We start from the raw sequence: 22,209 nt of genomic DNA, 5'->3' as shown, positions 1-22,209 counted from the left end.
CCGCGCCCGCAGAGCCCGGGGTCCGTCTTTGAACTCCCGTCGTTCGCCCGGAGGGCGGGCCGACGACGGCGGGAGGCCGAAGGCGGACCCCGGGCCCGGTTCGGCCGCCGGTGGCGGCGCCGCAGCCGAGCGGGGAGGATGGCCTCGCCGAGGAGGTGTGGCCGAGTGGCGGACGAACAGGGCTTCCCCCCGGGTGCGGTGAGCGGCCCGGGGGCGTTCCACGACGGACCGGCGCTGCGCCCGGAGGCGGTCGGCCGGGAGGACGGGGGCCGTCGGCGCCCCGCGCTGAGCGTGCTGGACACCCGCACCGGGCGGAGCACCGGGATCCCGCCCGGCCGCCGGATGCTGCTGCGGACCGGCGTCCGGCTCGCGGCCACCGGCGGCCGGGCCGGGCCGGGGGACCTCCGGGCCGCACTGGTCGGCGACGTGCTGCAGCGCGTCGCCGAGATCGAGGGCCTCCAGGTCCTGCGGGTCCTGCTCCTGCCGGTCCTCGACCCGGGCCGGGCCACCGCCTTCGACCGCGCCGCCGCGGCCCTCGGCATCCATCCCCCCGTCGCCGTCGTCGCCGCAGGGGATCCGGCAGACCCCGGCGAGGCGCTCGGCGGCCCGCCGGACGCCCAGCTGTTCGCGGCCGGTGCCGACCGGTCCGCCGCCGCCGAGGGCGTGTGGCTCGCCGTGGGCCCCGCCGGGGGCGACCCCGCGGACGGGCTGGTGGACGGCCTGGCCGCCGGCCAGGTCGAGGCCGCGGCGGTGCGGCTGGCCCTGCTCTCCCGCCCCTACCGCGAACCGGCCGACACCGGGCCGCGCGTGCTGGACGAGGCGGCCGCCACCCTGCGGGACTGGCGCCGCCGCGTCACCGACTGGGCCTGGGCGCCCTCGAAGCCCGTCCCGGACGACATCCGGCGGCAGGCCGCGGCCGCCTTCACCGGGGATCTGGACACCCCGGCCGCCCTCGCCCTGCTGCACCGGGTCCGGGCGGCCAACGGGCTGGAGGACGGCGCCCGGTTCGAGACCTTCGCGGCGCTGGACCGCGTCCTGGGCCTGGAACTCACCCGCGAGGTCGGCCGGCACTGACCTCGGGCCGCGCCCCCGGCGGGGGTCAGTACCGGTGTGTACACCCGTTCGCGGACGGCCTAGCGTAGGAGGCAGGGGTACCGCCCAGGACCCGAGGTTCGTGCGATGACGGACTTAGCCGGCCGGACCGCTTCGGCGCTGGCCATCGACATGGGCAACTGGAACGCCTTCTACGCGGAGTGGGTGAAGCCGGTCGCCCAGCTGATCATCCCCGGGGTGATCGCCCTCCTCGCCCTCGTCGCCCTCAGCGGCCTGCTCACCCGCTACCTGGTGCCGTGCGAAGCCGAGGCCTGGGGGAAGGCCACCAGACGCTGGTGGACGGCCGTCGGCGGGCTCGCCCTGCTGGCGGTGGCGGTCTTCGTCCCGCTCCAGCCGATGTACACCGTGGTCGGCGACGGCCGCTGGCTGAGCTGGGCCTTTCCCCTCGTCCTGGTCCTGCCCGGGGTCGTGGTGGCGTTCCTGGCCAAACGGTGGCCGGGGTGGGTGTGGAAGCACCGGACCGGCCCCGGGATCACCTGGCCGGCCTTCCTGGCGCTGCTGCTGGTCTGGGCCGTGCTGACGAGCTGCTTCTTCTCCTGGGGGGAGGGCAACCGGCTGATCGTCGCGGACATTGCGCTGGCCGTGCTCGGGCTCACCGCGACCGCGACGGCCCTCGGCCAGAACCGCCGGCTCCAGGTCGAGGCCCAGGGGGTGGACGGCAAGAGCGACGTCGCCGCGGCGGAGTACGTGATGGCCCGGTTGCAGTGCCTGGGCTCACGGCGGCCCGCGAGCCTGGGCATCGTCCGCCCCACCGAGCCCAGCAGGCTGGCCAGCGAGGACCTCAAGGCCGTCCCCGGCGGCGCCGTCGCGACGGCGGTGGCCCGCATCATGTACGTCCTCCGGCCGGGCCTGACCTGGCGGGCCCTGGTGACCCTGGTCGACGCCGACCGGGTGACGGTCACCCTCACCCGCAACGGCCACCAGGCCGACTGCGTCCTGATCAGCCGTCCGGCCCTCGGCCTGCTGCCGTCGGGGCCCGCCGCGGCCGCGAAGGCGGCGGAGGCCGAGGCGGCCGGGAAGGCGCCGGGCGGGGGCAGGCCCGCCGCGGGGGCGGAGGACGGCGGCCGCGCCCGAGCCCAACTGCTGACCGCCGCCGCGGCCTGCGTCCTGGTCCGGCTCAGCAGCATCCACCGGGAGCTGAAGGCCGGACTCTGCGGCGCCGAGCAGTGGCAGAGCGTGGCCCTGCACGTCATCGCGATGGAGCCGACGCTCACGGACAGCGGGCCGAAGCGGGTCGAGCTGCTGCGGCACGCCGTCAAGGTCGAGCCGGAGTACGGACTGGCCCGTATCGACTACCTGAGCGAGTGCTTCCGCCAGGTGCCGGGGACGGCCGCGAACCGCCTGCGGTTCGCCAAGCTGATGGACCGGCAGCTCAAGCTGGCCAGGCCCGATGAGGACAAGCCGATCCGCAAGGGTTGGGAGGTGATCTACCTCCGGACCCTCTACAGCGGCGCCGTGATGAGGGTGAACTGCTACCTGACGGAGCGGGCCGCGGGCGCCGCACGCCTGGCCCGGCTGCGTCAGCAGGAGGGCCTCATCCTCCATGACGCCCGCGCCAGGGTGACGACGCTCGGCGAGGAGTGCAAGGGGCTGGCAGGCAACGAGGACCGCCAGGTCAGGCTGTTCACCGAGGACATGGTGCCGGTGGCCGGGATCCTCACGAAGGTGATCGACCTGCTGCGGGAGGACGGGAGACGGGCCGGCGCGGCCGGCGGTCGGCTGCCGTGGGCGGCGCCCGCGCCCGCGGCCTACCCCTCACCCGATCTGGCCTACGACTACGCGTGCCTGGCCGCGCTGGTCAGGGAGGTGGGCCTGCCGCCCGCCTCCCTCGGCGACCTGGAGGACCACCTCGCCCTGGCGGTCGCCACCGCCGACGACCGCAGCGGGATGTGGGGCGACCCGTCCTTCGCGGCGCTGCTGCGCGACGAGGCGCACGGGCGGGAGATCGCGTGCGCCATCGGGCTCCCGGAACAACCGGTCGGGATGCTCGACCTCGATCCCTTCGAGCCCTCGGCGGAGAAGCTCCGGGCCATCGGCGTCACCACCTTCGACCAGTTCCGCCGGGTGGTCCCGGACGAGGCCGGGCGGACGGCGCTGACCGGCTACCTGGGCTGCTCGCCGCTGGTCACCGCCCACCTGACGGAGGTGGCCGAGCTGGCCGCGCTGCACGAGGACCTGAGCCGCCCCGAGGTCGTCAAGGTCTTCCTGGACGCCGGGATCAGCGGCCGTGCCGAGCTTGCCCGCCGAAAGGCGGCCGACCAGGAGAAGCTGCTCCTCCTGCTGTCCCACGGCGCCGACCGCTCCGGCCTGGCCGGGCAGCCCGCCTTCGTCGCGCCGCAGGGCTGGCTGGACGCGCTCTGAGCCGCTGCTCCGAGCCGCCGCCCCCCGTGTCGAGGCCCTGCGCCCGGTGTCGCCTTCGCGGGGAGGCCGCGCTCCGTGGCTGCCATCGGAAATCCAATGGCAGCCATCGGCAGGTTTATTTGAGTCACTCAAGTATCTGGTCGTACGGTCGAAGACATCGCCGCTCCGACGATCCGGACCCGGAACGTCGGAGCGCCACCCCGCCGACCGTGAGGAACCCCGCCATGGCGAAGACCGTCCTTTTCGTTGTCACCGGTGCCGACTACTGGACGCTGGCCGACGGCACCAAGCACCCGACCGGCTTCTGGGCGGAGGAGCTGGTCGCCCCCTACCGTGCGTTCACCGCCGCCGGTCACGACGTGGTGGTGGCCACCCCCGGCGGTGTGGTGCCGACGGTGGACCAGGGCAGCCTGTCCGCCGGGGCCAACGGCGGCCAGGAGCAGGCCGACGCGCTCCGCGCCGAGCTCGCGGGCATCGGCGCACTCGCCGCCCCGCTGAAGCTGGCGGACGTCGACCTCGCCGACTACGACGCGGTGTTCTACCCGGGCGGGCACGGGCCGATGGAGGACCTCGCCGTCGACGCCGACTCCGGGCGACTGCTCATCGCCGCCCTGGAGTCCGGCAAGCCGCTGGGCGTGGTCTGCCACGGCCCCGCCGCCCTGCTCGCCGCCGTCCGCCCCGACGGCACCTCCCCCTTCGCGGGCCGGCGCCTGACCGGCTTCACCAACGCCGAGGAGACCCAGGCCGGCCTCGCCGACCGGGCCAAGTGGCTCCTCCAGGACCGCCTCGTCCAGCTCGGCGCAGACTTCCAGGAGGGCACCCCCTGGGCCCCCCACGTCGTCACCGACGCCAACCTGGTCACCGGCCAGAACCCGGCCTCCTCCGTCCCCCTCGCCGCCGAGCTCCTCAGCCGACTGGGCTGACGGCAGGTGCCCGCCGACCGGCTGTCGACGTCCTGGACGCCGCCCACACGTGCCTGACCGGGTACGGGGTGCGGCACACCACCGTCGACGACATCGCCCCCGAGGCGGGCACCTCCCGGTCGGCCGTGTACCCGTACGTCCGCACCAAGGACGACGCCTTCCGCCGCCTGGTCGAGCGCCCGCACACACAGGCCCTCGGCCAGGCCCGGCAGGCGGCCGCGGCCGGGGCGCCGCCGGCACCCGGGGCCAGGCCCGGGCCGCCGACACCGGCATCGCCCTGACCGAGGGCCTGACCCCTGACCGCCGGACCCCTGATCGCCGGACCGGAGGGCCGCTCCGACGCGGCCGACCTCTTCGAGCCCGCCGTCGCCGCGCTGCGGTACGGCCCGCTGCCACCCGGCGCCGTCCGTCACCACCACCCACCGCATCTGCGAGGCACCTCTTGAGCACCACCCCCGCCACCGTCGACCAGCCCGTCGGTGTGGAGCAGCCCGCCGACCTCGTCGCCCGGCTCCGGACGGCCTTCCGCAGCGGCCGCACCAAGCCGCTCGCCTGGCGCGTGGAGCAGCTGAACCGGCTGCGCGCCCTGATCGCCGAGAACGGCGACGCCCTCGCCGCCGCCCTCCACCAGGACCTGGGCAAGCCGCGGGCCGAGGCGTCCGCGGCCGAGATCGACCTGCCGATCCGGGAGATCGACCACACCCTCGCCCACCTGGAGCAGTGGCTGAGCCCGGAGCCGGTGGACGTCACCGCCGTCTTCGGCCCGGCCGCCACCGCCGGTACGCGCTTCGACCCGCTGGGCACCGTGCTGGTGATCGCCCCCTGGAACTACCCGGCGCAGCTGCTGCTCGTCCCGCTGGCAGGTGCGCTCGCGGCGGGCAACACCGTCGTGGTCAAGCCCAGCGAGCTCGCCCCCGCCACCTCGGCACTGCTCGCCCGGCTCATCCCCGCGTACCTGGACCGGGAGGCCGTCGCCGTCGTCGAGGGCGGCGTGCCGGAGACCACCGCGCTGCTGGCCGAGCGCTGGGACCACATCTTCTACACCGGCAACGGCGCCGTCGGCCGGATCGTCATGCGGGCCGCCGCCGAGCACCTGACCCCCGTCACCCTGGAGCTGGGCGGCAAGTCGCCGGTCTTCGTCGACCGGGACGCGGACATCGACGCCACCGCCGAGCGCCTGGCCGCCACCAAGTTCGCCAACGCCGGCCAGACCTGCGTCGCCCCCGACTACGTGCTCACCGACCCGGCCACCGCCCGGAGGCTGGAGAGCGCACTCGCCCTGGCGGTGGAGCGGCGCTTCGGCGCGGACCCGCAGCAGTCCCCGGCGTACGGGCGGATCGTCAACGAACGGCACTTCGACCGCCTCGCCGCCCTGCTCGAATCCGGCCGGACCGTCACCGGGGGCGGCCACGACCGCGCCGAACGCTACATCGCGCCGACCGTCCTCGCCGAGGTCGCGCCGGACTCCCCGGTCATGCGGGAGGAGATCTTCGGTCCGGTCCTGCCGATCGTGGAGGTGGCCGACCTGGACGAGGCCATCGGCTTCATCAACGACCGGGACAAGCCGCTGGCGCTCTACGGCTTCACCGGCAACGAGACCACCCGGCGCCGACTGCGCGAGGAGACCTCCTCGGGCGGGCTCGGGTTCGGGCTGCCGATGGCCCACCTGCGGGTGCCCGAGCTGCCGTTCGGCGGCGTCGGCGAGAGCGGTCTGGGCGCCTACCACGGCCGCCACTCGATCGCGACCTTCAGCCACCGCAAGGCGCTCCTGGACGTCCCGCTCGGCTGACCTGGGCCCCGCCCCGGCGCCCGCCCCCGAACGGGCGGGCGCCGCCGGAGGCGGCAGGGCGGGGTGGAGTGCTTCCATGGAAGGGGGCACGCCGCAGACGGGAGCCCACCGATGGCGCACACCGACTCCGCAATCGCCGGCCGGCTGGTCGCACTGCTCGGGCTGGCGCGCAGCGCGCTGGGCCACGCGTCCGAGGCGGCGCTCGGTGCCGACACCACCGTCATCGCCCGGGAGCTGGCCGCCGTCGAGGACGCGCTCCGGCCCCTGCGCGGGGAGGTCGAGAAGGACGCCGCGACCCTGCTGGCCGAGCGCCGCGACGCCTCGGTCTACCTCAGGGAGGTGGTCTCCGAGGTCCACGTCGGCTGCGAGGCCCGGCAACTGGCCGAGCTCGCCGCACGGGTGGGCGAGCTGGCGCGGACCCGCGAGGCGAACGGGCCGCTGCCGGACGCCGTGCGGCTGCCCCTGCAGGGCATGAGCGCGCTCGCGCTCGCCATGGTCGCCATGGCCGGCGAGGCACTGGCGCGACCCGAACCCGGGGTGCTCGCCGACCTGCACGGCGGCCTCAGCGAGATCGGCCACCGCCAGCGCCTGCTCTACGGGCAGCTGCTCGCCGGGTCGACGTCGGTGGAGCGGACGGACGCCGTGGACGCGGCGCTGCTGAGCGTCTACTTCGAACGCTGCGCCGGACACGCCCTCTCCGCCGCCCGCCACGCCGGCCTGTTCGCCGGGCTGGCCTAGGGCCTGTCTGACAATTCGCGTCGCGTCAGTGCACGGCGTTGGGCGGGATGCCCGGCGTCGTGCGCGCGGCGGGAATTGTCAGACAAGCCCTAGCCCCGGGGTCCGGCTGCTCGGCCTGGCGATGGCTGGTCCCGCCCGGTGGGCGCTGGCCCGACGCGGGTGGTGAGGTGTGTCCTGGGCGCACTCGTGGGGCTCAAGTGACGGGCGGGACAGGGCGTGTAGATGAGATGTAGATCTCCGGGCGTGAGGATGGCGTCCGAGCACCTCCTCCAGACCGCCCAAGGACGACCGGGAGTCATCGCATGAAGCTCATGAAGCGACCTGCACAGTCCCTCCGACGTGGTACGCCGATCCTGCTGCCGGCCTTCGCGGCCGTGCTGCTGGCCGTCCTCGGCGCGTCCGTCGCCGCCCCGGGGGCCGGCGCCGACGCCGGCCGGCACGGGACCGTCGGCGGGCTGGCCGCCAAGTCCGGCGGGATGCCGCCGAGCGGGACGGCCGAGTGGAACACCAAGGCCTGACCTGCCCGGCCCCGGGCCGGCCCGCCGGGTTCAGTCCGCGGCGGCGCGCCCCGCACGGGCGGCGACCGCCTCGGCGCGGGCGGCGTCCGGCAGCCCGATCCCGGTGAACACGGCCTGGGCCTGCGAGGCGTGGGCCCGGCCCTCCTCGGGGCGGCCGAGGTCGAGCTCGATCTGCGCCAGGACCAGCAGGGCGTGGCCGTGGTCCCGGTCGCTGCCGGAGGTGCCGCGGTAGTGGGACAGCGCCCGCCGGGCCTCCTCCCGGGCCGGGCCGAGCCGGCCCAGCGCGTGCAGGGTGGCGGCGGCGCGGTAGCGGGCCTGGGCCTCCTGGCCGGGGATGTGCCAGGTGTCGCAGAGCGCCAGGCACTCCTGGTAGGCGGCCAGCGCGTCCTGGTACCGCCCGGACTCGTGCAGCGCCAGGCCCCGGACGCAGAGCGCATGCGCGGTGCCGTGCCGGTCAGAGACCTGACGCAACGTCACCAGTGCCTCGTCGCAGGCGGCCACCGCCTCGTCGGCGCGGCCGCTGCGCAGCCGTGCCATGGCGGCGTTCAGCATCGCGGTGAGCTCGCCGGAGCGGTGGCCGGTCCGGCGGGCGAGGGCGAGGGCCTGGTCGAAGCAGTCCACGGCGTCGGCGTAGCGCTGCTCGAACTGCGCGATCACACCGAGGTCGTTGAAGGTCTGCCGCAGGATGACCGTGTCACCGGCCCGGCGACAGGCCTCGGCCGCGCGCCGGGTGAAGACGTCGGCGGCCGCCAGCCGGGTGGTCTGCAGAGCGGCGTTGCCGCAGACGAACAGGGCGCGTCCGGCTGCGCGGTCGGCCCCGAGAGCCTCCGCCCGTTCGGCCACCGCCTCGGCGGAGGCGGCCAGTTGGCCGTACGGGATGTCGCGGCCGAACGGGCTCAGGGCGATCAGCAGGTCGGCTGCGCCGTCGAGCAGCGACGGCGAGGCCGACCCCTCCTGGACGGCGAGTTGGATGACGTGGACGGCGCCGTCGAACTCCTCGGTCACCCAGGCGCGGGCGGCGGCGAGGTCGGTGAAGCGCGGGCCCTGGGGGTCGCCGGGGGCGAGCGTGGTGTGCACCGGGTCGCCCGGGACCATCTGCTGGAAGGCCGAACCGGCCGCGCCCAGAAGGAAGTCGAGCAGTCGGCGGCGCACCCGCGCCGGGTCCTCCGGCACCTGGTCGCCCGCGACCGGTCCGTCGGCCGCCGATGTCGATGTCGGGAGCGGTGCCGGCGCGGGAAGGTGGCAGGCGAAGGACTGCACCAGCTGGTGGTACCGGTATCGGCCGGCCGAGGGCGACTCCAGCAGTGCGGCGTCCACCAGGGACTCCAGCAGCGGTTCGGCCTCCTCCTGGTCGAGGCCGAGCGCGGCGGCGGCCGCGCCGAGGCCGATGCCCGGCCCGGCGACCGGTGCGAGCGCGCGGAACGCCGCGGCCTGTCGGGGCGTCAACTGGTGGTACCCCAGCTCGAAGACGGCGGCCACGGCGAGCTCGCCGGCCTGCAGTTCGGTCAGCCGGCGCCGTTCGTCGCCGAGGCGGTCGACCAGGCTCGCCACCGTCCAGCCGGGCCGCGCCGCGAGCCGGGCGGCCACGATCCTCACGGCGAGCGGCAGATTGGCGCAGGCGGTGACCAGTTCGCGGGCGGCGTCGGGCTCGGCGTCGACGCGCTCCGCGCCGATCACCCGCCGGAGCAGCCCCAGCGCCTCGTCGGTCTCGAAGACGCCCAGGTGGACGTGGGCGGTGGCGGGCAGTCCGGCCAGCCGGCCCCGGCTGGTGACCACCACCGCACAGGCGGCGGACCCCGGAAGCAGCGGCCTGACCTGGGAGTCGTCCCGGGCGTCGTCGAGCAGCAGCAGGACGCTGCGGCCGTCGAGCACGGTGCGGAAGAGCCTGGTCCGGTCCTCCAGGGCCCGGGGGATCTCCTGGCCGGGCACGCCCAGTGCCGCCAGGAAGCTCCCCAGCACCGCGCCGGGGTCGGCCGCGTCGGCGCCGGTGCCGCGCAGGTCGGCGTAGAGCTGGCCGCCCGGGTAGCGGTCCTTGATCCGGTGGGCCACCCGCAGGGCCAGGGTGCTCTTGCCGATCCCGCCCATGCCGCTGACCGAGGCGACGGTGAGGGCGCGGTCGTCCTGGCCCGGCAGCGCCTCGCAGAGCCGGGTGACCGCTTCGTCGCGTCCACTGAAGTCGCTGCTGTCGGGCGGGAGTTGGGCCGGGCGCGGCGCCGCGGGCAGGGCGGTGGGCGGGGCGGCCGGGGGCTCCGACGGCGGGTCGGAGACCGTGGCGGGGGCGGCAGCGCCGGGCGGGTGCGCGGCGGTGTCCGAAGCGCCGGGCGGCGGCAGGTCGCGGACCGGCAGCTCGCGGGCCGCCACTTCGCCGGCCGGTCGTTCGCGGACCGGCAGCTCGTTGGCCAGCACGCGCTGGTGCAGGTCGCGCAGCTCCGGCCCCGGCTCGACCCCGAGCTCCTCGGCGAGCAGGCGCCGGGCCCGGGCGAAGACGGCGAGTGCCTCGGCCTGCCGCCCGCACCGGTAGAGCGCCTCCATCAGGAAGCCGTACGGGCGTTCGCGCAGCGGGTGCTCGCAGGTGAACGCCGTCAGGTCCGGGACGGTCACGGCGTGCCGGCCGAGCAGCAGGTCGTGGTCGAACCGCTCCTCCAGCAGCATCAGCCGCAGCTCGGAGAGCCGGCCCCGCTGCTGTGCGGCGAACGGGCCGGGGACGTTGGCCAGCGGCTCGCCCCGCCACAGGGCGACGGCCTCGGTGAGCAGCCGGGTGCAGTCCTCGTGCCGGCCGGCCGCGCGGGCCCGGGCCGCCTCGGAGCCGAGCTCCTCGGCGCGGTAGGCGTCCACGTCGGCGGGGGCCACCGCCAGGCGGTAGCCCGAGCCGGTGGAGAGCAGGATCCGGGGGGTGGAGCACTCGGACTCCAGCCGCTGCCGCAGCCGCCAGACGTAGGTGCGCAGGCTGGTCACGGCCGAGTCGGGGGCGTGGTCGCCCCAGACCGTGCTGACCAGCTCGTGCAGCGATGCCGAGCGCCCCGAGCGCAGCAGCAGCGCGGCGATCATGGCCTGCTGTTGCGGCGGCCCCGCCGGGACGCTCCTCCCGTCGAGGTCGATCCGCATGGCGCCGAGCACCGAGAACCGCACCACCCCCTCCATGCCGCGTTCCCTTTCCCCGACGTGACCGGCCGTAGTCCGCCGATCACGATCCCCTCCCCTGACAGGTGGATCATCCTAGTCATGGATACCGGGTATGGGGTCGGCACACGGACGACCGGTGGGACGGCGGGGTGCGCCGGCGGCGCCCCGCCGTGCGTGCGGGGGGCGGCCCGGCGGGACCGGGGAGGCCGGGCGGGGAGGCGGGGAGTGGAGAGGCGGGGGAGTGGGGCGGGCCGGGGGCGGACCCGCCCCACGTCGTGGGGCGGCGCGCTCAGGCCCCCGAGGGCGACCGCCGGGCGGGGGCGGCACGGTGGGCGGCGCCGCGGCCGGCGCCGACGGGCGGCGCCGGCGGGACCATCCGGTCCAGCAGGGTGAGCCGGGTGAGCGTGTCCGCGGCGTCCGCGGCCTTGCGGTCGGCGTGCTGCGGCCGGGCGGCCAGGAACTCCCGCAGCCCCCGCAGGTCGGCGCCGTCGGAGGTGCGTTCGACGGCGCGCCAGCTCCGGCGGTGGTAGGGCAGGGCGCGCGCGGCGTCGAGCAGCGCGGCGGCCTGCGGGGCCGGCAGCACCTCGGCCGCGACGGCGGCGCCGAGCGTGTGCCGGATGTTCACCAGCGGCTCGCTGGTCCGCCGGTAGTCGGGCCCCTCCCCGTGCGCGACCGCGACCTCGTCGTCCGCGTCGATGACGCCGTCGCGGTACATCCGGAAGACCTCGCCGTGCCCGATCATGCCGAACCCGCGCAGCTCGGCGGCCCGCAGTGCGCCCAGGCCGGCGCAGCCCACCACCCGGACCCCGGCGGCCAGTGCGGCGAGGATCTCCTCCTGCCGGACGCGCGTCGCGTGGTGGTGGTGGCCGTCGACGAGGATGGCGGTGTCCCCGGGCCCGAGGCCGAGCCGGAACAGGTCGCCGTGGGCGACGGGCGGGTGGACCTCGGCACCCGGGGCGAGGGCCGCGACCCGCGCGGCGGGCATGGTGGGCCCGACGAGGACGTGGACGGTCATCGGAGCTCCTTCGCTGGGGAGGGCCCGGCCGGGGCTGACCCGGTCGGGGCTGGGTGCGGGGCTGACCTGGCCGGAACGGGGTGCGGGCCGGCGCACGCGGGGGCGCGCTTCGGCGCGGGGGCCCCGAAGAGGTCCTCGACGGTGTTGGCGGCCAGATGGCAGAGCACGAAGCGCTGCCTCGGCCCGATGCCCAGCCGGTCCAGGTGGGAGCAGAGCACGTTGACCGCCAGCCGGTGGCTCTGGTGCCGGACGCCGGCGAGCACCTCCTGCGGGCAGGCCGGGTCGAGCAGCAGCAGGTCCACGGCGGCGCCCGACCCGTCCGCCGACGACGGCCCCTCCGTCAGCCCCTCCGGCGGCTCGACCGGTGGTGCCCCGCCGCGGTCCAGGGAGATCAGCCCCGACTCCAGCAGCGGTTCGGCGGCGGCCCTGACCTCGGCGGTGTGCCGCGTCCACCACCGCACGAAGGGCACCTGCCCGTCGCCGTCCAGGGTGTCCAGGACGGCGGTCAGCCGCCGTTCCAGCGCGGGCCGGCGGGCCCGGTACTCCACCTCCAGCGCGGCCCGCACCGCGGACGGGTTCCGGCAGTGGGTCAGAAAGCGCTCCACGTGGGCGCGGTAGGAGCCGGATCCGTCGGTGATGGCCGGCGCGCTCACCCGGGCGAACGCGAACATCAGGTCCAGCGCGATGCCCCTGCGGCTGTCGTGTCCGCCGCGCACCCGCTCCAGCGCGGAGAACAGCTGCTCGCAGCTCGCCGCGTACGCGTCGTCGAGCAGGTCGGCGAGCTGGCGGCTGCCGAGGACGTGCAGGCGGTCCTCGTAGGGCTCGTGCTGCAGGCTGTTGTCCGGGTGCCAGGGGAACAGCGGCCCCTGCTCGTCCTGTGCCTGCGCCATCCGCCGGTGCGCGGCGAAGTGGGCCCGCTGGTCGAGGACGGTGGTGGAGGGGGAGCCGAGCAGGTACTCGGCGAGCCCGAGCTGCGCGCCGGGCAGCACGGTGCCCTGCCAGTCCTCCTCGGTGGCGGTGAAGTTGAGCCGCAGGTGCGGCCCGCGCCGCCAGTGCCGGGTGAGGTACGGGCGGCCGATCTCCCCGGCGAAGCGGCGGAAGAGCGGGCGGACGGCGTCGAGGATGAGGTCGTCCTTGTCCTCGGCGTAGTAGCGGACCTGGATGCTGCGCCACCGGGCGGCCGTCGTCGCCGTGCTGCTCGTCATGGGGTCTCCTCGGTGCTGGGCCGACCGGCGAGGGCTGCGGTGACCAGGGGCCCGGGCGCAACGCCGGGCGCAGCGCAGGACGCAACGCCGGGCGCCGACCGGGGTGCAGCGCGCGCCAGGGCCTGCCCGGGGGCGGGCCCGAGCGGGTGGCCGGGCGGGTGGCCGGGCGGGTGGCCGGGGCGGTCGTCGATCAGGGGGTGGCGGCGGTCGGCCGGGGCGCGTCCCCGCCGGTTCGGCCGGGCCGGCCCGCCGACGGCCCGCCGGACGCTCTCCCAGGTGGCGGGCGCATGTCCGGCTCCTTCCGGTCGGGCGCACCGCCGTGGTGTGCCGCCTGCCGAAAGCTTCACCGGGCGGCATCTACGGCTGATCATCATCCGCTCTACGGCCCCCGCGACTCCGTGCCCACCCCTCGTGCCGCAGCCGGGCGGGCACGGAGCGGCCTACGCGGTCCGGCCCGTCGTCCGGCCCACCGGGAGCCCGCGTGGCTCCTTGATCCGCTTCATGATGATCTGCGAGTTCACCTCGGTCACCCCGGCCAGCGAGGTCAGCCGCTCGATCCAGAGCCGCTCGTACGCCTGCAGGTCCGCCACCGCGATCCGCAGCAGGCAGCCGGGACTGCCGAACAGCCGGTACGCCTCGACCACGTCGGGGATGCCCTGGAGGGCCTCCTCGAAGGCCTCCACCGCCTCCCGCTCGCGCCGCACCTCGACCGAGACCAGGACCTCGAAGCCGCGCCCGACGGCCTCGGGGTTGACCACCGCCCGGTAGCCCTCGATCACCCCGTCCTGCTCCAGTTGGCGCACCCGGCGCATGCAGGGCGACGCGGTCAGACCCACCCGCTGGGCCAGCTCCTGGTTGCTCAGTCGGCCGTCCTGCTGGAGCTCGCGCAAGATCTGTCGGTCAATCTCGTCCATGACGCAAGAATCCACCACACTCCAGGCCTGATCAAGCCGGAATTGGCGATCGTCGTGCGCGCATATTTTCATATCCTTGCGAGGATATTGCGACACTACCGAACCGCCTCGAAGCCCCCCACCGATCCCGAAGGGAGACGGCACGCCGTGAAAAGGGTCGTCCTGATCACCACCGGCGGCACCATCGCCAGCCGCTGGCAGGGAACCGGCTACGCCGCCGACACCCCTGGCCAGGAGGTCCTGGCCACCGCCGCCGTCCCGCACGGCGTGGACGTGAAGGTGGTCGACCTCTTCAACGTCAACAGCCCCCGGCTGACCACGGAGCACCTGCTGACGCTGCTGCAGGCCGTGCACCGGGAGCTCGCCGACCCCGAGGTCGCGGGCGTGGTCGTCACCCACGGCACGGACACCCTGGAGGAGTCCGCGTTCCTGGTCGACCTGCACCACGGCGACCCGCGCCCGGTGGTGTTCACCGGCGCCCAGCTGCCCCACGACGCCGCCGAGGGCGACGGACCGGGCAACCTGCGGGACGCCCTGGTGACGGCGTCGACGGTGTCCGGGCTCGGCGCGCTGATCGTCTTCAACGGCGTGGTGCACGCCGCCCGCGGCACCGTCAAGACCGAGACCCTCGACCTGGACGCCTTCGGGGACCTCTCCGGCACGCCGGTCGGCGACATCGGCTTCACCAAGGTCACCAGGCGCGCCGAGCCGGTCCGGCCGGCCGCCCTGCCGCTTCCCCCGCTGCCGCAGCCACCGGGCCGCGTCGACATGGTGATGCACCACATCGACGCCGACCCGCTGCTGATGCGGGCGGCCGTCGCCGCCGGGGCGCAGGGCATCGTCCTGGTCGGCACCGGAGCCGGCAACGCGACGCCGCAGTTCGTCGAGGCCGTCGCCGAGGCGACCGCCCAGGGCGTCCTGGTCGCCCTCACCACCCGGGTGCCGTCCGGCCCGGTGGCCGAGATCTACACCGAGGGCGGCGCGGTGGACCTGGTCGCCGCCGGGGCCCTGCCCACCGGCACGCTGCGCGCGGGCCAGGCCCGGATGGCCGTGCTGGCCGCGGTGCTCGCCACCCCCGACCCCGCGGAGCGCCGGCGCGTCCTCCAGCACGCCCTCGCCGTCAAGGAGCCGGCGTCCGCCCACTGACCGCGGCCCGCTCCGTACCGCAGGCTCCGCACCGCCCGCACCCGATCCGCCCCGCCGGCCCCGCCGCGCGGGGCGGACGCACACCCGGTGGACCTCGGCGCCGCCGCCCCGGACCGGTGATCGCGAAGTACCCACCCCGCGGCCCCAACGGCAGTAGCATGGTCGGGCTTTGGGGACAGGCGTGGACCGGTGGGGGTAGACGTGGTCATGCGGCGGGGGTCCGCCTATGTGGTGTTCGACGTCGACCTGGGCAAGGACGGCGAACCCGCCCTTCCCGACTGGGCCGAGGGGCCGCTTCCGGTCGCGGACCGGGACGGGGGAGTCGTCGACCGCGCGCGGCGGATGACGTACTTCGAGCCCAGGGTGGCCGAGTCGCTGTACGGCTCGCCGGAGCGGCCCGCCCGCTGGCACCGCCGCCTCACGGCTGCCGGTACCACCGGGACGGCCGAGCCGACCCCGACCGGCCGCGTCGTGGAGGGCGTCGAACTGCTGTGCCTGCCCGCCGTGTTCGGCCCCGGCGCCGAACGGCGCGGCCTCGCCGTGCTGCACGTCAGGCTCTCCGCCGACCCGTTGACGGACCTCGCGGAACTCGCCGACCTCACCGCGAGCGGCGCGGCGTACACCCGGGAACTGCCGGAGGGCGTCCGGATCGCCGCCTCCGGCCGGCGGCCGTGGACGCTCTGCCACGTGACCTTCGCCGACGGCACCCCACCCGAACCCCTGCCGCCGCCCTACGCGGGCTGGGGCGCCCGCGACCAGTGGCTCTGGCTGCTCGCCTCCGCCACCCCGCTGAGCCGCTTCCCGCCCGACCCGGAGGACACCGCCCTGTTTGACGGCCGGGTCCGCTTCTCCGCCGACTGGCAGGCGCTGGTCCTGCGCGACGGCGCGGCCTTCCTCGGCACCTCGCCGGACCCGGGCGGCGACGCGGTCTTCCACGCCGGCGCGGCCGTCCTGGTCCGCACCATCTACCTGGACACCTTCCTGCTCGGCCGCCTCCAGGTGCTCGGCCTGAACCGGCTCGCCAACTCCCTGGCCGGGATGACCGCCCAGGACGCCGACGCGAACCGCCTGCTGGCCCTGGAGGGCAGGCTGATCGAGCTGCGCCGCGCCCTCTGGTCGTCCCACATCACCACCCGGGCGAAGGCCAACGAGCTGCTGGAGCGCTTCCAGGAGCAGCACCGGCTGGCCCATCTGCTCGCCGCCACCGGCAGCGGGCTCGCCGACGCCGCCCGCTACGTCGATGCGGCCCGCTCGCGCCGCAGCGCCCTGGCACTCGGCCTGCTGTCGGCGGTCGGGCTCCCGTTCGGGGTGGCGTACGCGGCCGGGGCGCTGTGGGGCGACCCCGCGCCGGCGACGCTGCTCGTCTGCACCCTGGCCGCGCTCGCGGCGGCCGCGCTGCTGTTCGCCCTGCTCCCGCCCCTGCGCGGCCTCGCCTCGGGCGAGTTGCGCGGTCGCGCCGGCGGCCCGAACGGCAGCGGATCAAACGGCGGCGGCCGAACCCGCGGGACCCGATCCGATCGCGACGCGCGCGCGGACGATCCGCACGCCTGGGAGGACTGATCCGCGGTGCTGGTCTCGCTCTACCGTTCCGGGCCGCTGCGCCAGCGGATCGCCAAGGGGTACACGGCCGTCGGCCGGCCCGGTGCCCGCACCGCCCCGGCGCAATTGGTCGACGCCCTGCTCGCCCGCCCGCCGCAGCTGCCCCGCCTGCCCGGTGGCGAGCCTGCGCTGCTGCGCGCCGATCCGCGGACGCCGGGCGCGCTCTGGGTCGACACCGGCCGGGTCTCGCTGCACGACCCGGGCGCGCGGGCCGCCGTCGCCGCCGGGCTCGCCGAGTCGGTGGCGGTGGTCGCGCGGTCCCTGCGCAAGGCCGGCGCGCTGCTGGTACCGGCCGGCTGGAGTCCGGCCGGTGCCGGTGCCGAGGCGGGTGCCGGGCCCGCGGTCCTTCCCCCGGACGTGCACTCGTTGGAGGTGGTCAGCGAGGTGCAGCGCGAGCTGCTCTGCAACCTGGTCCGCGAACACTCCGCCTGCCTGATCGCCCTGACGGGCCGTCAACTGTACGGCCCGGCCGGCGCCGCGGCCGGCGGATCGGCCCGGCTGTCCAGGGCCGCCGACCAGGTCGCCGCCCGCTATGTCGCCTCCTTCGCGCCGCAGCACCTGGACCGGGTCCGCACCGTGCTGCGACAGGAGGAGCGACTGGCCCGGCTGGAGGCGATGGACGTCAACCCGCTGGGGGAGCCCGGGGTCGGCGCCCAGGGCGATGTCAGCCTGCGGCTGGTCGACGGACAGGTCTCGGTCTCCTCCGCGCTGGCGCACGCGCTGCTCGTCCAGGCCCTGGGGATGAAGGCCCGGGAGCTGGAGCGCTCCGGGCGCCGGATCGGGGCCGTCCCGCAGGCCCTGATCGAGCGGAACCGGGCGCGGGCCATCGCGCACGGGCTGGCCGCCGGGTTCGAGATCGAGCAGAAGGAGCCGCGCGGCAAGGGCCGACCCGTCGGCCGCCGCGGCCCGGAGGCGCCGCGGATCGTCCCGGCGAACCGGGCAGCCCTTCAGCTGCTCACCGAACTCCTCCCGTACTTCCGCCAGTTGGACGCCACGGCGGACGAACTGGGCCAGCTGTTCAACGGTCTGGAGCTGGCCGCCGGAAGCGGCTCGGGCGGCGCCGGCCCGAGCGCCTTCGTCCGCAACGAGAACGACCTGCTGGCCCGTTGGCGCTCGTACGATCCCCGGCTGCTGGACGCCGAGCGGCTGGCCGAGCACCTGGGCAACCCCGGCTGGCTCGTGGCGGACCACATCGGCGAGGCCAACCGGGCCCTCGGCGCCGGGAGTTCGGCCGCCGCCCGGGTCTGGTTAACCGAACTGCTGGCCCCGAGCGCCCCCGCCGCCCGCACCGCGCCCGCCGCCTCCACCGCCCGCAACGGCTCCAGGCCCCATGGCGGCCCAGGCGCCCGCACCCCCTCGACCACCCCGCCCAGGCAGCACGACCCGAGGCAGCACGACCCGAGGCAGGCCGACCCGAGGCAGGCCGACCCGAGGCAGACCGACCCCAGCCGGCAGAGCCCGAAGCAGCAGAGCCCGAAGGCCGAACCCGGCCTCGCCGAAAAGCGGTTGCTCGACCTGCTGGCCCGCCCCGGCCTCGCCCCCGAGGAGATCCTCCCCGCGCTGCGCTCCTACTGCCGCGCCGGCACCGCCCTCGACCTGAACCGCACCCTGCGCACCCGCGACCGGGAGGAGGCCAAGGCGACCCGCCGCCTGCTGCGCCCCGAACCCGCCCGCCGGGTCCGCCTCGACGCCCCGCCCTCGGCCTGGGACGACGAGCGGATGGCCCGGGCCGTGCGCGCGGCGACCGAGGCGGGCACCGCCCTGCTGCACTGGGACGTCCCCGCCGCCGACCGCCACCTGGTCCGGACCGCCCTGCGGGCACTCGGCCGACCGCCCCACGACCTCCGGCACGTCCTGCTGACCGACACCACCTACACCGCCAAGGCGGACGAGCGCCGCGGGACCGTCGAGGTCCTGCTGGTCGCGCCCGGGGAGGAGCCCGCCCGATGACCACCACCGCACCCGCCGGCCCGCCCGCCCCCGCACCCGTCCCCGTCCTGCTGGACCTGCGCCGCTACCACGCCGTCCCGGCCTCCGCCGACGGCTACATCGAGCTGTGGGGCCGGCTCGAACCGACCGTGGTGAGCGTCGACCCGCGCCTCGGCCCCCGGCTGAGCCTCGACCTCGGCCCCGAGGGGGAGGTCGGCATCTGGTTCCTCGCCCCGCACAGCGCGCCCCGGCCGATGACCGCCGCCACCCCGTTCGCCGTCCGCGGCATCCTGGAACCGCCCCAGATCCGCTACCCCTGCGACACCTGCCGCGACTCCGGCACCCTCGCCTACGCGCCGTTCAGCTGCCCCGGCTGCGGCACCGGGGAGCGGCCCGGACGGGTCTGCGACACGCACGCCGTGTTCCTGGACGGCAGCCTGCGCGCCTCCTGCGACCGCCACACCCCCCAGTGCCGCTGCGGGGCCCGGGCCCGCGCCTGGTGCGGCGGCCCGCGCTGCCGCTCCGGGCGGGCCTGGTGCGCCGACCACCTGGTCCGCCACCCCAACGACGCCTCGGTGGCCTACTGCCAGGACTGCTACGGCGAGCGCTTCCCCGACTGCGAGCACTCCGGCTGCCGCTCGACCGGCCACGTCCGCTGCGAGCACCGCAGCCTCGACGCCCTGCTCCGCGGCGCCCGCCCCGGCGGCCAGACCGCCCGCGGCACCGCCGGCCCCGGCGACCACGCCTGCGGCCGCCGGATGTGCGCCGAGCACGCCGTCCGCTGGCAGATCTACGGCGCCCGCAGCCGCGGCCTGGCCCTGTGCGCCCGCCACCACCAGGACCTGCGCGCGGCCACCCCCGAGACCCTCGTCGGGCTCATCCTCGCCGGGACGGCGGCCCGCGCCCAGGCCCACGCCCGCAGCCGCACGCGCCCCGGCGGCGGTGACGCCGCCCGCCGCCAGGCGTTCCTGCCCCGGCTCGCCATCGTCCGGCACATCTTCATCAACACCCGGCGGACGGTCCTCGACATGGGCGCCCTGGACACCCTCTTCGCCGGGCTGGAACAGCGGCTCCGACGGGCCGACGGCCCCGCCGCCGAGACGGCCCTCAGACTGCTGCGCCAGCACGAGCCCTCCCGCCGCGACGACGTCCGCCGCTTCCACGAGGGCCACGAGGAGGGCCGGGCGCACTTCGCCCGGCTGGTCGCCCTGCTGAACTCCACCGGCAAACGGGAGCTGGCCGAGGGCATCGCCTTCTCCGACTACCGCAGCAAGAGCCGCATCCTCTACGTCAAGGTCCCCGCCGAGCTGCGCGGCCGCTTCTACGGCACCAGGCACGCGCACGTCGACGACCTGAAGCAGCGGCTCGGCATCGACATCCAACTGGAGCGGGATTGACCTCCCCTCCCGGCCGGGCCTAGCGGCCCGGTCCACCCGGGCCGCGGCCCCCGGCTGACCGGCCGGGACCAGCCCGGCCGGCCCGACCGCCCGCCCCGCCCCGCAGTCCGTCTTCACCTCCGCCCTGAAGGACGGAGCATCCACGGAGGAACCCCGATGACTCTCCTCGGCCGCGGCGGCCCTGCCTTCACGCCGAACGACACCCGGCTGGTCACCGCCCCCGGCCACGGCCTGGCCGAGGGCAACCGGCTGGCCGTCCCCGCACAGCGGCTCGCCGCCGACGGCCCGGGCCTGCTCACCGTGCGCGACCCCGCCGCCGGGCGGTCCTCCGCCGCCCGCGCCGTGGCGGTCCGCCTGGTCCCGGTCGCCGGCCTGCCCGCCGACGTCGTCGTCGTCCCCGAGGAGCTGGCCGGCGAGCACCGGCTGACCGACGGGGGCTGGCGGCTGGAGCCCGCCGCGGCGGCCGTCCCGGCGGCCGTCGAGCTGGAGTCCCCGGCGGCCCTGTCGCTGGACGAGGCGGCGCTGGCCGTGCAGCGCTCGCCGCTGCTGGCCGGCCACGTCCTGACCCACGGCCAGGACACCGCCCAGGACACCTGGATCGACCTGGACGGCCTGCCGTTCCGGGTGCGCTCGGCCACCGACCAGGCCGGGCAGCGGCTGCGCGGACTGCTCGCGATCGGCGCCGAGACCCGCTTCAGCGTCTTCGCCCCCGGCGGGCGCAGCGGCGTGGACATCGTCGTGCTGGCCGACTGCAGCGGCTCGATGGGCGTCGACGACATCCCCGACCGCCGTGAGTCGGCGCGCCGGATCACCGCGCGGCGCAACACCCCCGCCGCCACCGTCACCAGGCTGGACGCCCTCAAGGGCGCCCTGCGCGCCATGATCGACGCCCGCGCCCGGGTGGACGGCCTGGTCACCCGCTTCGCCCTGGTCCGCTTCGACCTGACCACCCGGACGCTCTTCCCCGGCGCCGACGGCATGGCCGAGGTCACCGGCGGCTCCGGCGACCACACCCTGGACCAGCTGCGCGGCGCCGTGACCCTGCTCCAGCACGACAACCAGGCGACGGACATCGGCCGCGCCCTGCACAAGGCGGCCGAACTCCTCCACCGGCACGGGGTCCCGGGCAACGAGCGGCTGATCGTGCTGGTCAGCGACGGCGCCCACTGGGCCCCGATGAGCGAGGAGCGCAGCGGCGAGTCGGTGGCCGCCACCGACGACCCGGTCTCGCTGATGGAGGACCTGCACGGCGGCCTCGGCATCCGGCTGCACGCCGTCGGCATCAGCGACCGGTCGATGTTCGGCAGCTGGTGGAACGAGCTGTGCCGCACCGACCCCACCCTGCGCGAGCCGCCCGAGAACCTGGTGCCCAACCACGACCTGCTCGGCCGCCTGGTCGACGTGGCCGGCGGCGACCGGCACCGGATCGGCGGGGTGGACGTCCTGGAGGAGTACTTCGCCGAGCTCGGCAGCGGCGTCGTCCGCGCGGTCGGCCGCCCGACGCCGGGGCGGCTGCCCGCCCTGCAGCTCGACCCGGCGGCGCTGGCCGCGGCCCCGGCGGGCCCGGCGGCCGACCCGGAGCGCCAACGCCGCTGGGAGCAGCAGGTGGAGGAGGTGGTCCGCCGGTACGCCGAGGTCTGCACGGCCTCCTCGACCCGGCTCGGCTACCCGCTGTTCCGCACCTCGCTGTCCGATGTCGCGCGGCTGCGCCAGGCGGCCGCCAGCCACACCCAGTTCACCGCCTGGCTGTCCGTCGCCGACAAGGTCTTCCACGAGCGGCTGCACGAGTCGGTGCGCTTCCCCCGCCGCAACCGGCGCGACCTCGCCGGGCTCGACCTGCCCGAGCTGACCGGCCCGCTGTGGGACGGGCGGCTGGGCGAGGTGCACGGTCTGCGCAACTTCTTCCTGCACGACGCGGAGTCCGAGAAGCGCAGCCCCGAGCAGAACCGCGCGGTCGGCGAGGTGATCCTCCGGCACACCGGCAAGTACGCGGTGGAGGAGCACGACGCCGCCGGCTGGCACAGCCTCCAGCAGGGCCTGCTGAACAACCTGGCGGGCGTGCTGGCCGAGGTCTACGAGATCCTGGTCGCCGCGCCGCCCCCGCACCCTCCTGCACCCCGGGAGCCCGAGCGCGGGTCCGGACCGGCCGGGCCCTCCGCCGTCCCCCCGGCCGGAGCCGCCGTCGCCCCCGCCGCCGCGCCGCCCGTGCCGACGGCCGTCCGGGTGGTGGCCCAGGGCTTCGACTGAGCCGCCCCCGGCGGCACGCCCAGGGCACCGGACCGCACCCACGGGAGGCGGCCGGTGCCCCGGGCATGCCGGGTCGGGCCGCCAGGCCGCCAGACCGTCTGACCGTCTGACCGTCTGACCGTCAGGGCGGCGTACGGATCCGCGGCGAACGCGTCAGAACCCCGTCAACGAGCGGCCCCCGCCCGGCCGGCC

At 76.2% G+C, this 22,209-nt stretch carries 16 protein-coding genes; 12 read left to right on the top strand and 4 right to left on the bottom strand.

Annotation, left to right across the window (positions count from 1 at the left end):
• The first annotated feature begins 165 nt into the window (after positions 1 to 165).
• The 7 genes from ACGFZP_RS33920 (at position 166) to ACGFZP_RS33890 (ending at position 7,442) form a co-directional block, all read left to right on the top strand.
• Complete coding sequence (locus ACGFZP_RS33920) at positions 166 to 1,074, top strand: hypothetical protein (RefSeq protein ID WP_392940291.1); 909 nt, start codon at positions 166 to 168, stop codon at positions 1,072 to 1,074.
• Between the two features lie 105 nt (positions 1,075 to 1,179).
• Positions 1,180 to 3,474, top strand: a complete 2,295-nt coding sequence (locus ACGFZP_RS33915; protein ID WP_392940289.1) for a hypothetical protein — start codon at positions 1,180 to 1,182, stop codon at positions 3,472 to 3,474.
• A gap of 224 nt (positions 3,475 to 3,698) precedes the next feature.
• The gene (locus tag ACGFZP_RS33910) at positions 3,699 to 4,397 is read left to right on the top strand and encodes a type 1 glutamine amidotransferase domain-containing protein (protein ID WP_392940287.1); all 699 of its coding nucleotides are present in this window, start codon (positions 3,699 to 3,701) and stop codon (positions 4,395 to 4,397) included.
• Positions 4,298 to 4,678 (top strand): TetR/AcrR family transcriptional regulator, encoded by a 381-nt coding sequence (locus ACGFZP_RS33905; protein ID WP_392940420.1) that lies wholly within the window; start codon positions 4,298 to 4,300, stop codon positions 4,676 to 4,678. The genes ACGFZP_RS33910 and ACGFZP_RS33905 overlap by 100 nt, the downstream gene beginning before the upstream one ends.
• Positions 4,679 to 4,839: 161 nt before the next feature.
• On the top strand, positions 4,840 to 6,186 hold the full coding sequence (locus ACGFZP_RS33900; protein ID WP_392940286.1) for an aldehyde dehydrogenase family protein: 1,347 nt from the start codon (positions 4,840 to 4,842) through the stop codon (positions 6,184 to 6,186).
• A gap of 111 nt (positions 6,187 to 6,297) precedes the next feature.
• Complete coding sequence (locus ACGFZP_RS33895) at positions 6,298 to 6,924, top strand: hypothetical protein (protein WP_392940285.1); 627 nt, start codon at positions 6,298 to 6,300, stop codon at positions 6,922 to 6,924.
• A 311-nt stretch (positions 6,925 to 7,235) separates the two neighbouring features.
• On the top strand, positions 7,236 to 7,442 hold the full coding sequence (locus ACGFZP_RS33890; RefSeq protein WP_392940284.1) for a hypothetical protein: 207 nt from the start codon (positions 7,236 to 7,238) through the stop codon (positions 7,440 to 7,442).
• A gap of 30 nt (positions 7,443 to 7,472) precedes the next feature.
• On the opposite strand, the gene ACGFZP_RS33885 is transcribed toward ACGFZP_RS33890, so the two are convergent.
• The 4 genes from ACGFZP_RS33885 to ACGFZP_RS33870 all read right to left on the bottom strand — a co-directional run bounded on the left by ACGFZP_RS33885 (position 7,473) and on the right by ACGFZP_RS33870 (position 13,699).
• A complete protein-coding gene (locus tag ACGFZP_RS33885; protein ID WP_392940282.1) occupies positions 7,473 to 10,583 on the bottom strand; it encodes a BTAD domain-containing putative transcriptional regulator in 3,111 nt (1,036 codons plus the stop codon).
• A 271-nt stretch (positions 10,584 to 10,854) separates the two neighbouring features.
• The gene (locus tag ACGFZP_RS33880; RefSeq protein WP_392940280.1) at positions 10,855 to 11,580 is read right to left on the bottom strand and encodes a TfuA-like protein; all 726 of its coding nucleotides are present in this window, start codon (positions 11,578 to 11,580) and stop codon (positions 10,855 to 10,857) included.
• A complete protein-coding gene (locus tag ACGFZP_RS33875; RefSeq protein ID WP_392940278.1) occupies positions 11,577 to 12,785 on the bottom strand; it encodes a thiopeptide maturation pyridine synthase in 1,209 nt (402 codons plus the stop codon). Before ACGFZP_RS33875 ends, ACGFZP_RS33880 begins: the two co-directional genes overlap by 4 nt.
• A gap of 440 nt (positions 12,786 to 13,225) precedes the next feature.
• Entirely contained in the window at positions 13,226 to 13,699 is a 474-nt protein-coding gene (locus tag ACGFZP_RS33870; RefSeq protein ID WP_392940276.1) for an Lrp/AsnC family transcriptional regulator, read from the bottom strand.
• 147 nt (positions 13,700 to 13,846) lie between these two features.
• On the opposite strand from ACGFZP_RS33870, the gene ACGFZP_RS33865 reads away from it, so the two are divergent.
• The 5 genes from ACGFZP_RS33865 (at position 13,847) to ACGFZP_RS33845 (ending at position 22,017) form a co-directional block, all read left to right on the top strand.
• A complete protein-coding gene (locus ACGFZP_RS33865; RefSeq protein WP_392940274.1) occupies positions 13,847 to 14,845 on the top strand; it encodes an asparaginase in 999 nt (332 codons plus the stop codon).
• Positions 14,846 to 15,034: 189 nt separating this feature from the next.
• Positions 15,035 to 16,405, top strand: a complete 1,371-nt coding sequence (locus tag ACGFZP_RS33860; RefSeq protein WP_392940272.1) for a hypothetical protein — start codon at positions 15,035 to 15,037, stop codon at positions 16,403 to 16,405.
• A 6-nt stretch (positions 16,406 to 16,411) separates the two neighbouring features.
• Positions 16,412 to 18,394: a hypothetical protein gene (locus ACGFZP_RS33855; RefSeq protein WP_392940271.1), complete on the top strand. Its 1,983-nt coding sequence runs from the start codon at positions 16,412 to 16,414 to the stop codon at positions 18,392 to 18,394.
• Positions 18,391 to 19,770 carry a hypothetical protein gene (locus ACGFZP_RS33850; protein ID WP_392940269.1) on the top strand — a complete coding sequence of 460 codons (1,380 nt, stop codon included), beginning with the start codon at positions 18,391 to 18,393 and terminating at the stop codon, positions 19,768 to 19,770. Before ACGFZP_RS33855 ends, ACGFZP_RS33850 begins: the two co-directional genes overlap by 4 nt.
• A gap of 156 nt (positions 19,771 to 19,926) precedes the next feature.
• Positions 19,927 to 22,017: a VWA domain-containing protein gene (locus ACGFZP_RS33845; RefSeq protein ID WP_392940268.1), complete on the top strand. Its 2,091-nt coding sequence runs from the start codon at positions 19,927 to 19,929 to the stop codon at positions 22,015 to 22,017.
• The last annotated feature ends 192 nt before the right edge of the window (positions 22,018 to 22,209 follow it).

This window comes from Kitasatospora sp. NPDC048239 (assembly GCF_043202015.1).
In the GTDB taxonomy this organism is placed as follows: Bacteria; Actinomycetota; Actinomycetes; order Streptomycetales; family Streptomycetaceae; genus Kitasatospora.
Note: the sequence above shows the minus strand (reverse complement) of the source record. Positions and strands in the feature narration are given on the sequence as shown.

Excerpts from the sequence above, each read along its gene's own strand:
- ACGFZP_RS33875 (WP_392940278.1), bottom strand. The coding sequence starts at position 12,785 with ATGACGAGCAGCACGGCGACGACGGCCGCCCGGTGGCGCAGCATCCAG.
- ACGFZP_RS33850 (WP_392940269.1), top strand. The coding sequence starts at position 18,391 with ATGACCACCACCGCACCCGCCGGCCCGCCCGCCCCCGCACCCGTCCCC.
- ACGFZP_RS33890 (WP_392940284.1), top strand. The coding sequence starts at position 7,236 with ATGAAGCGACCTGCACAGTCCCTCCGACGTGGTACGCCGATCCTGCTG.
- ACGFZP_RS33845 (WP_392940268.1), top strand. The coding sequence starts at position 19,927 with ATGACTCTCCTCGGCCGCGGCGGCCCTGCCTTCACGCCGAACGACACC.
- ACGFZP_RS33910 (WP_392940287.1), top strand. The coding sequence starts at position 3,699 with ATGGCGAAGACCGTCCTTTTCGTTGTCACCGGTGCCGACTACTGGACG.
- ACGFZP_RS33870 (WP_392940276.1), bottom strand. The coding sequence starts at position 13,699 with ATGGACGAGATTGACCGACAGATCTTGCGCGAGCTCCAGCAGGACGGC.
- ACGFZP_RS33880 (WP_392940280.1), bottom strand. The coding sequence starts at position 11,580 with ATGACCGTCCACGTCCTCGTCGGGCCCACCATGCCCGCCGCGCGGGTC.
- ACGFZP_RS33885 (WP_392940282.1), bottom strand. The coding sequence starts at position 10,583 with ATGGAGGGGGTGGTGCGGTTCTCGGTGCTCGGCGCCATGCGGATCGAC.
- ACGFZP_RS33895 (WP_392940285.1), top strand. The coding sequence starts at position 6,298 with ATGGCGCACACCGACTCCGCAATCGCCGGCCGGCTGGTCGCACTGCTC.
- ACGFZP_RS33915 (WP_392940289.1), top strand. The coding sequence starts at position 1,180 with ATGACGGACTTAGCCGGCCGGACCGCTTCGGCGCTGGCCATCGACATG.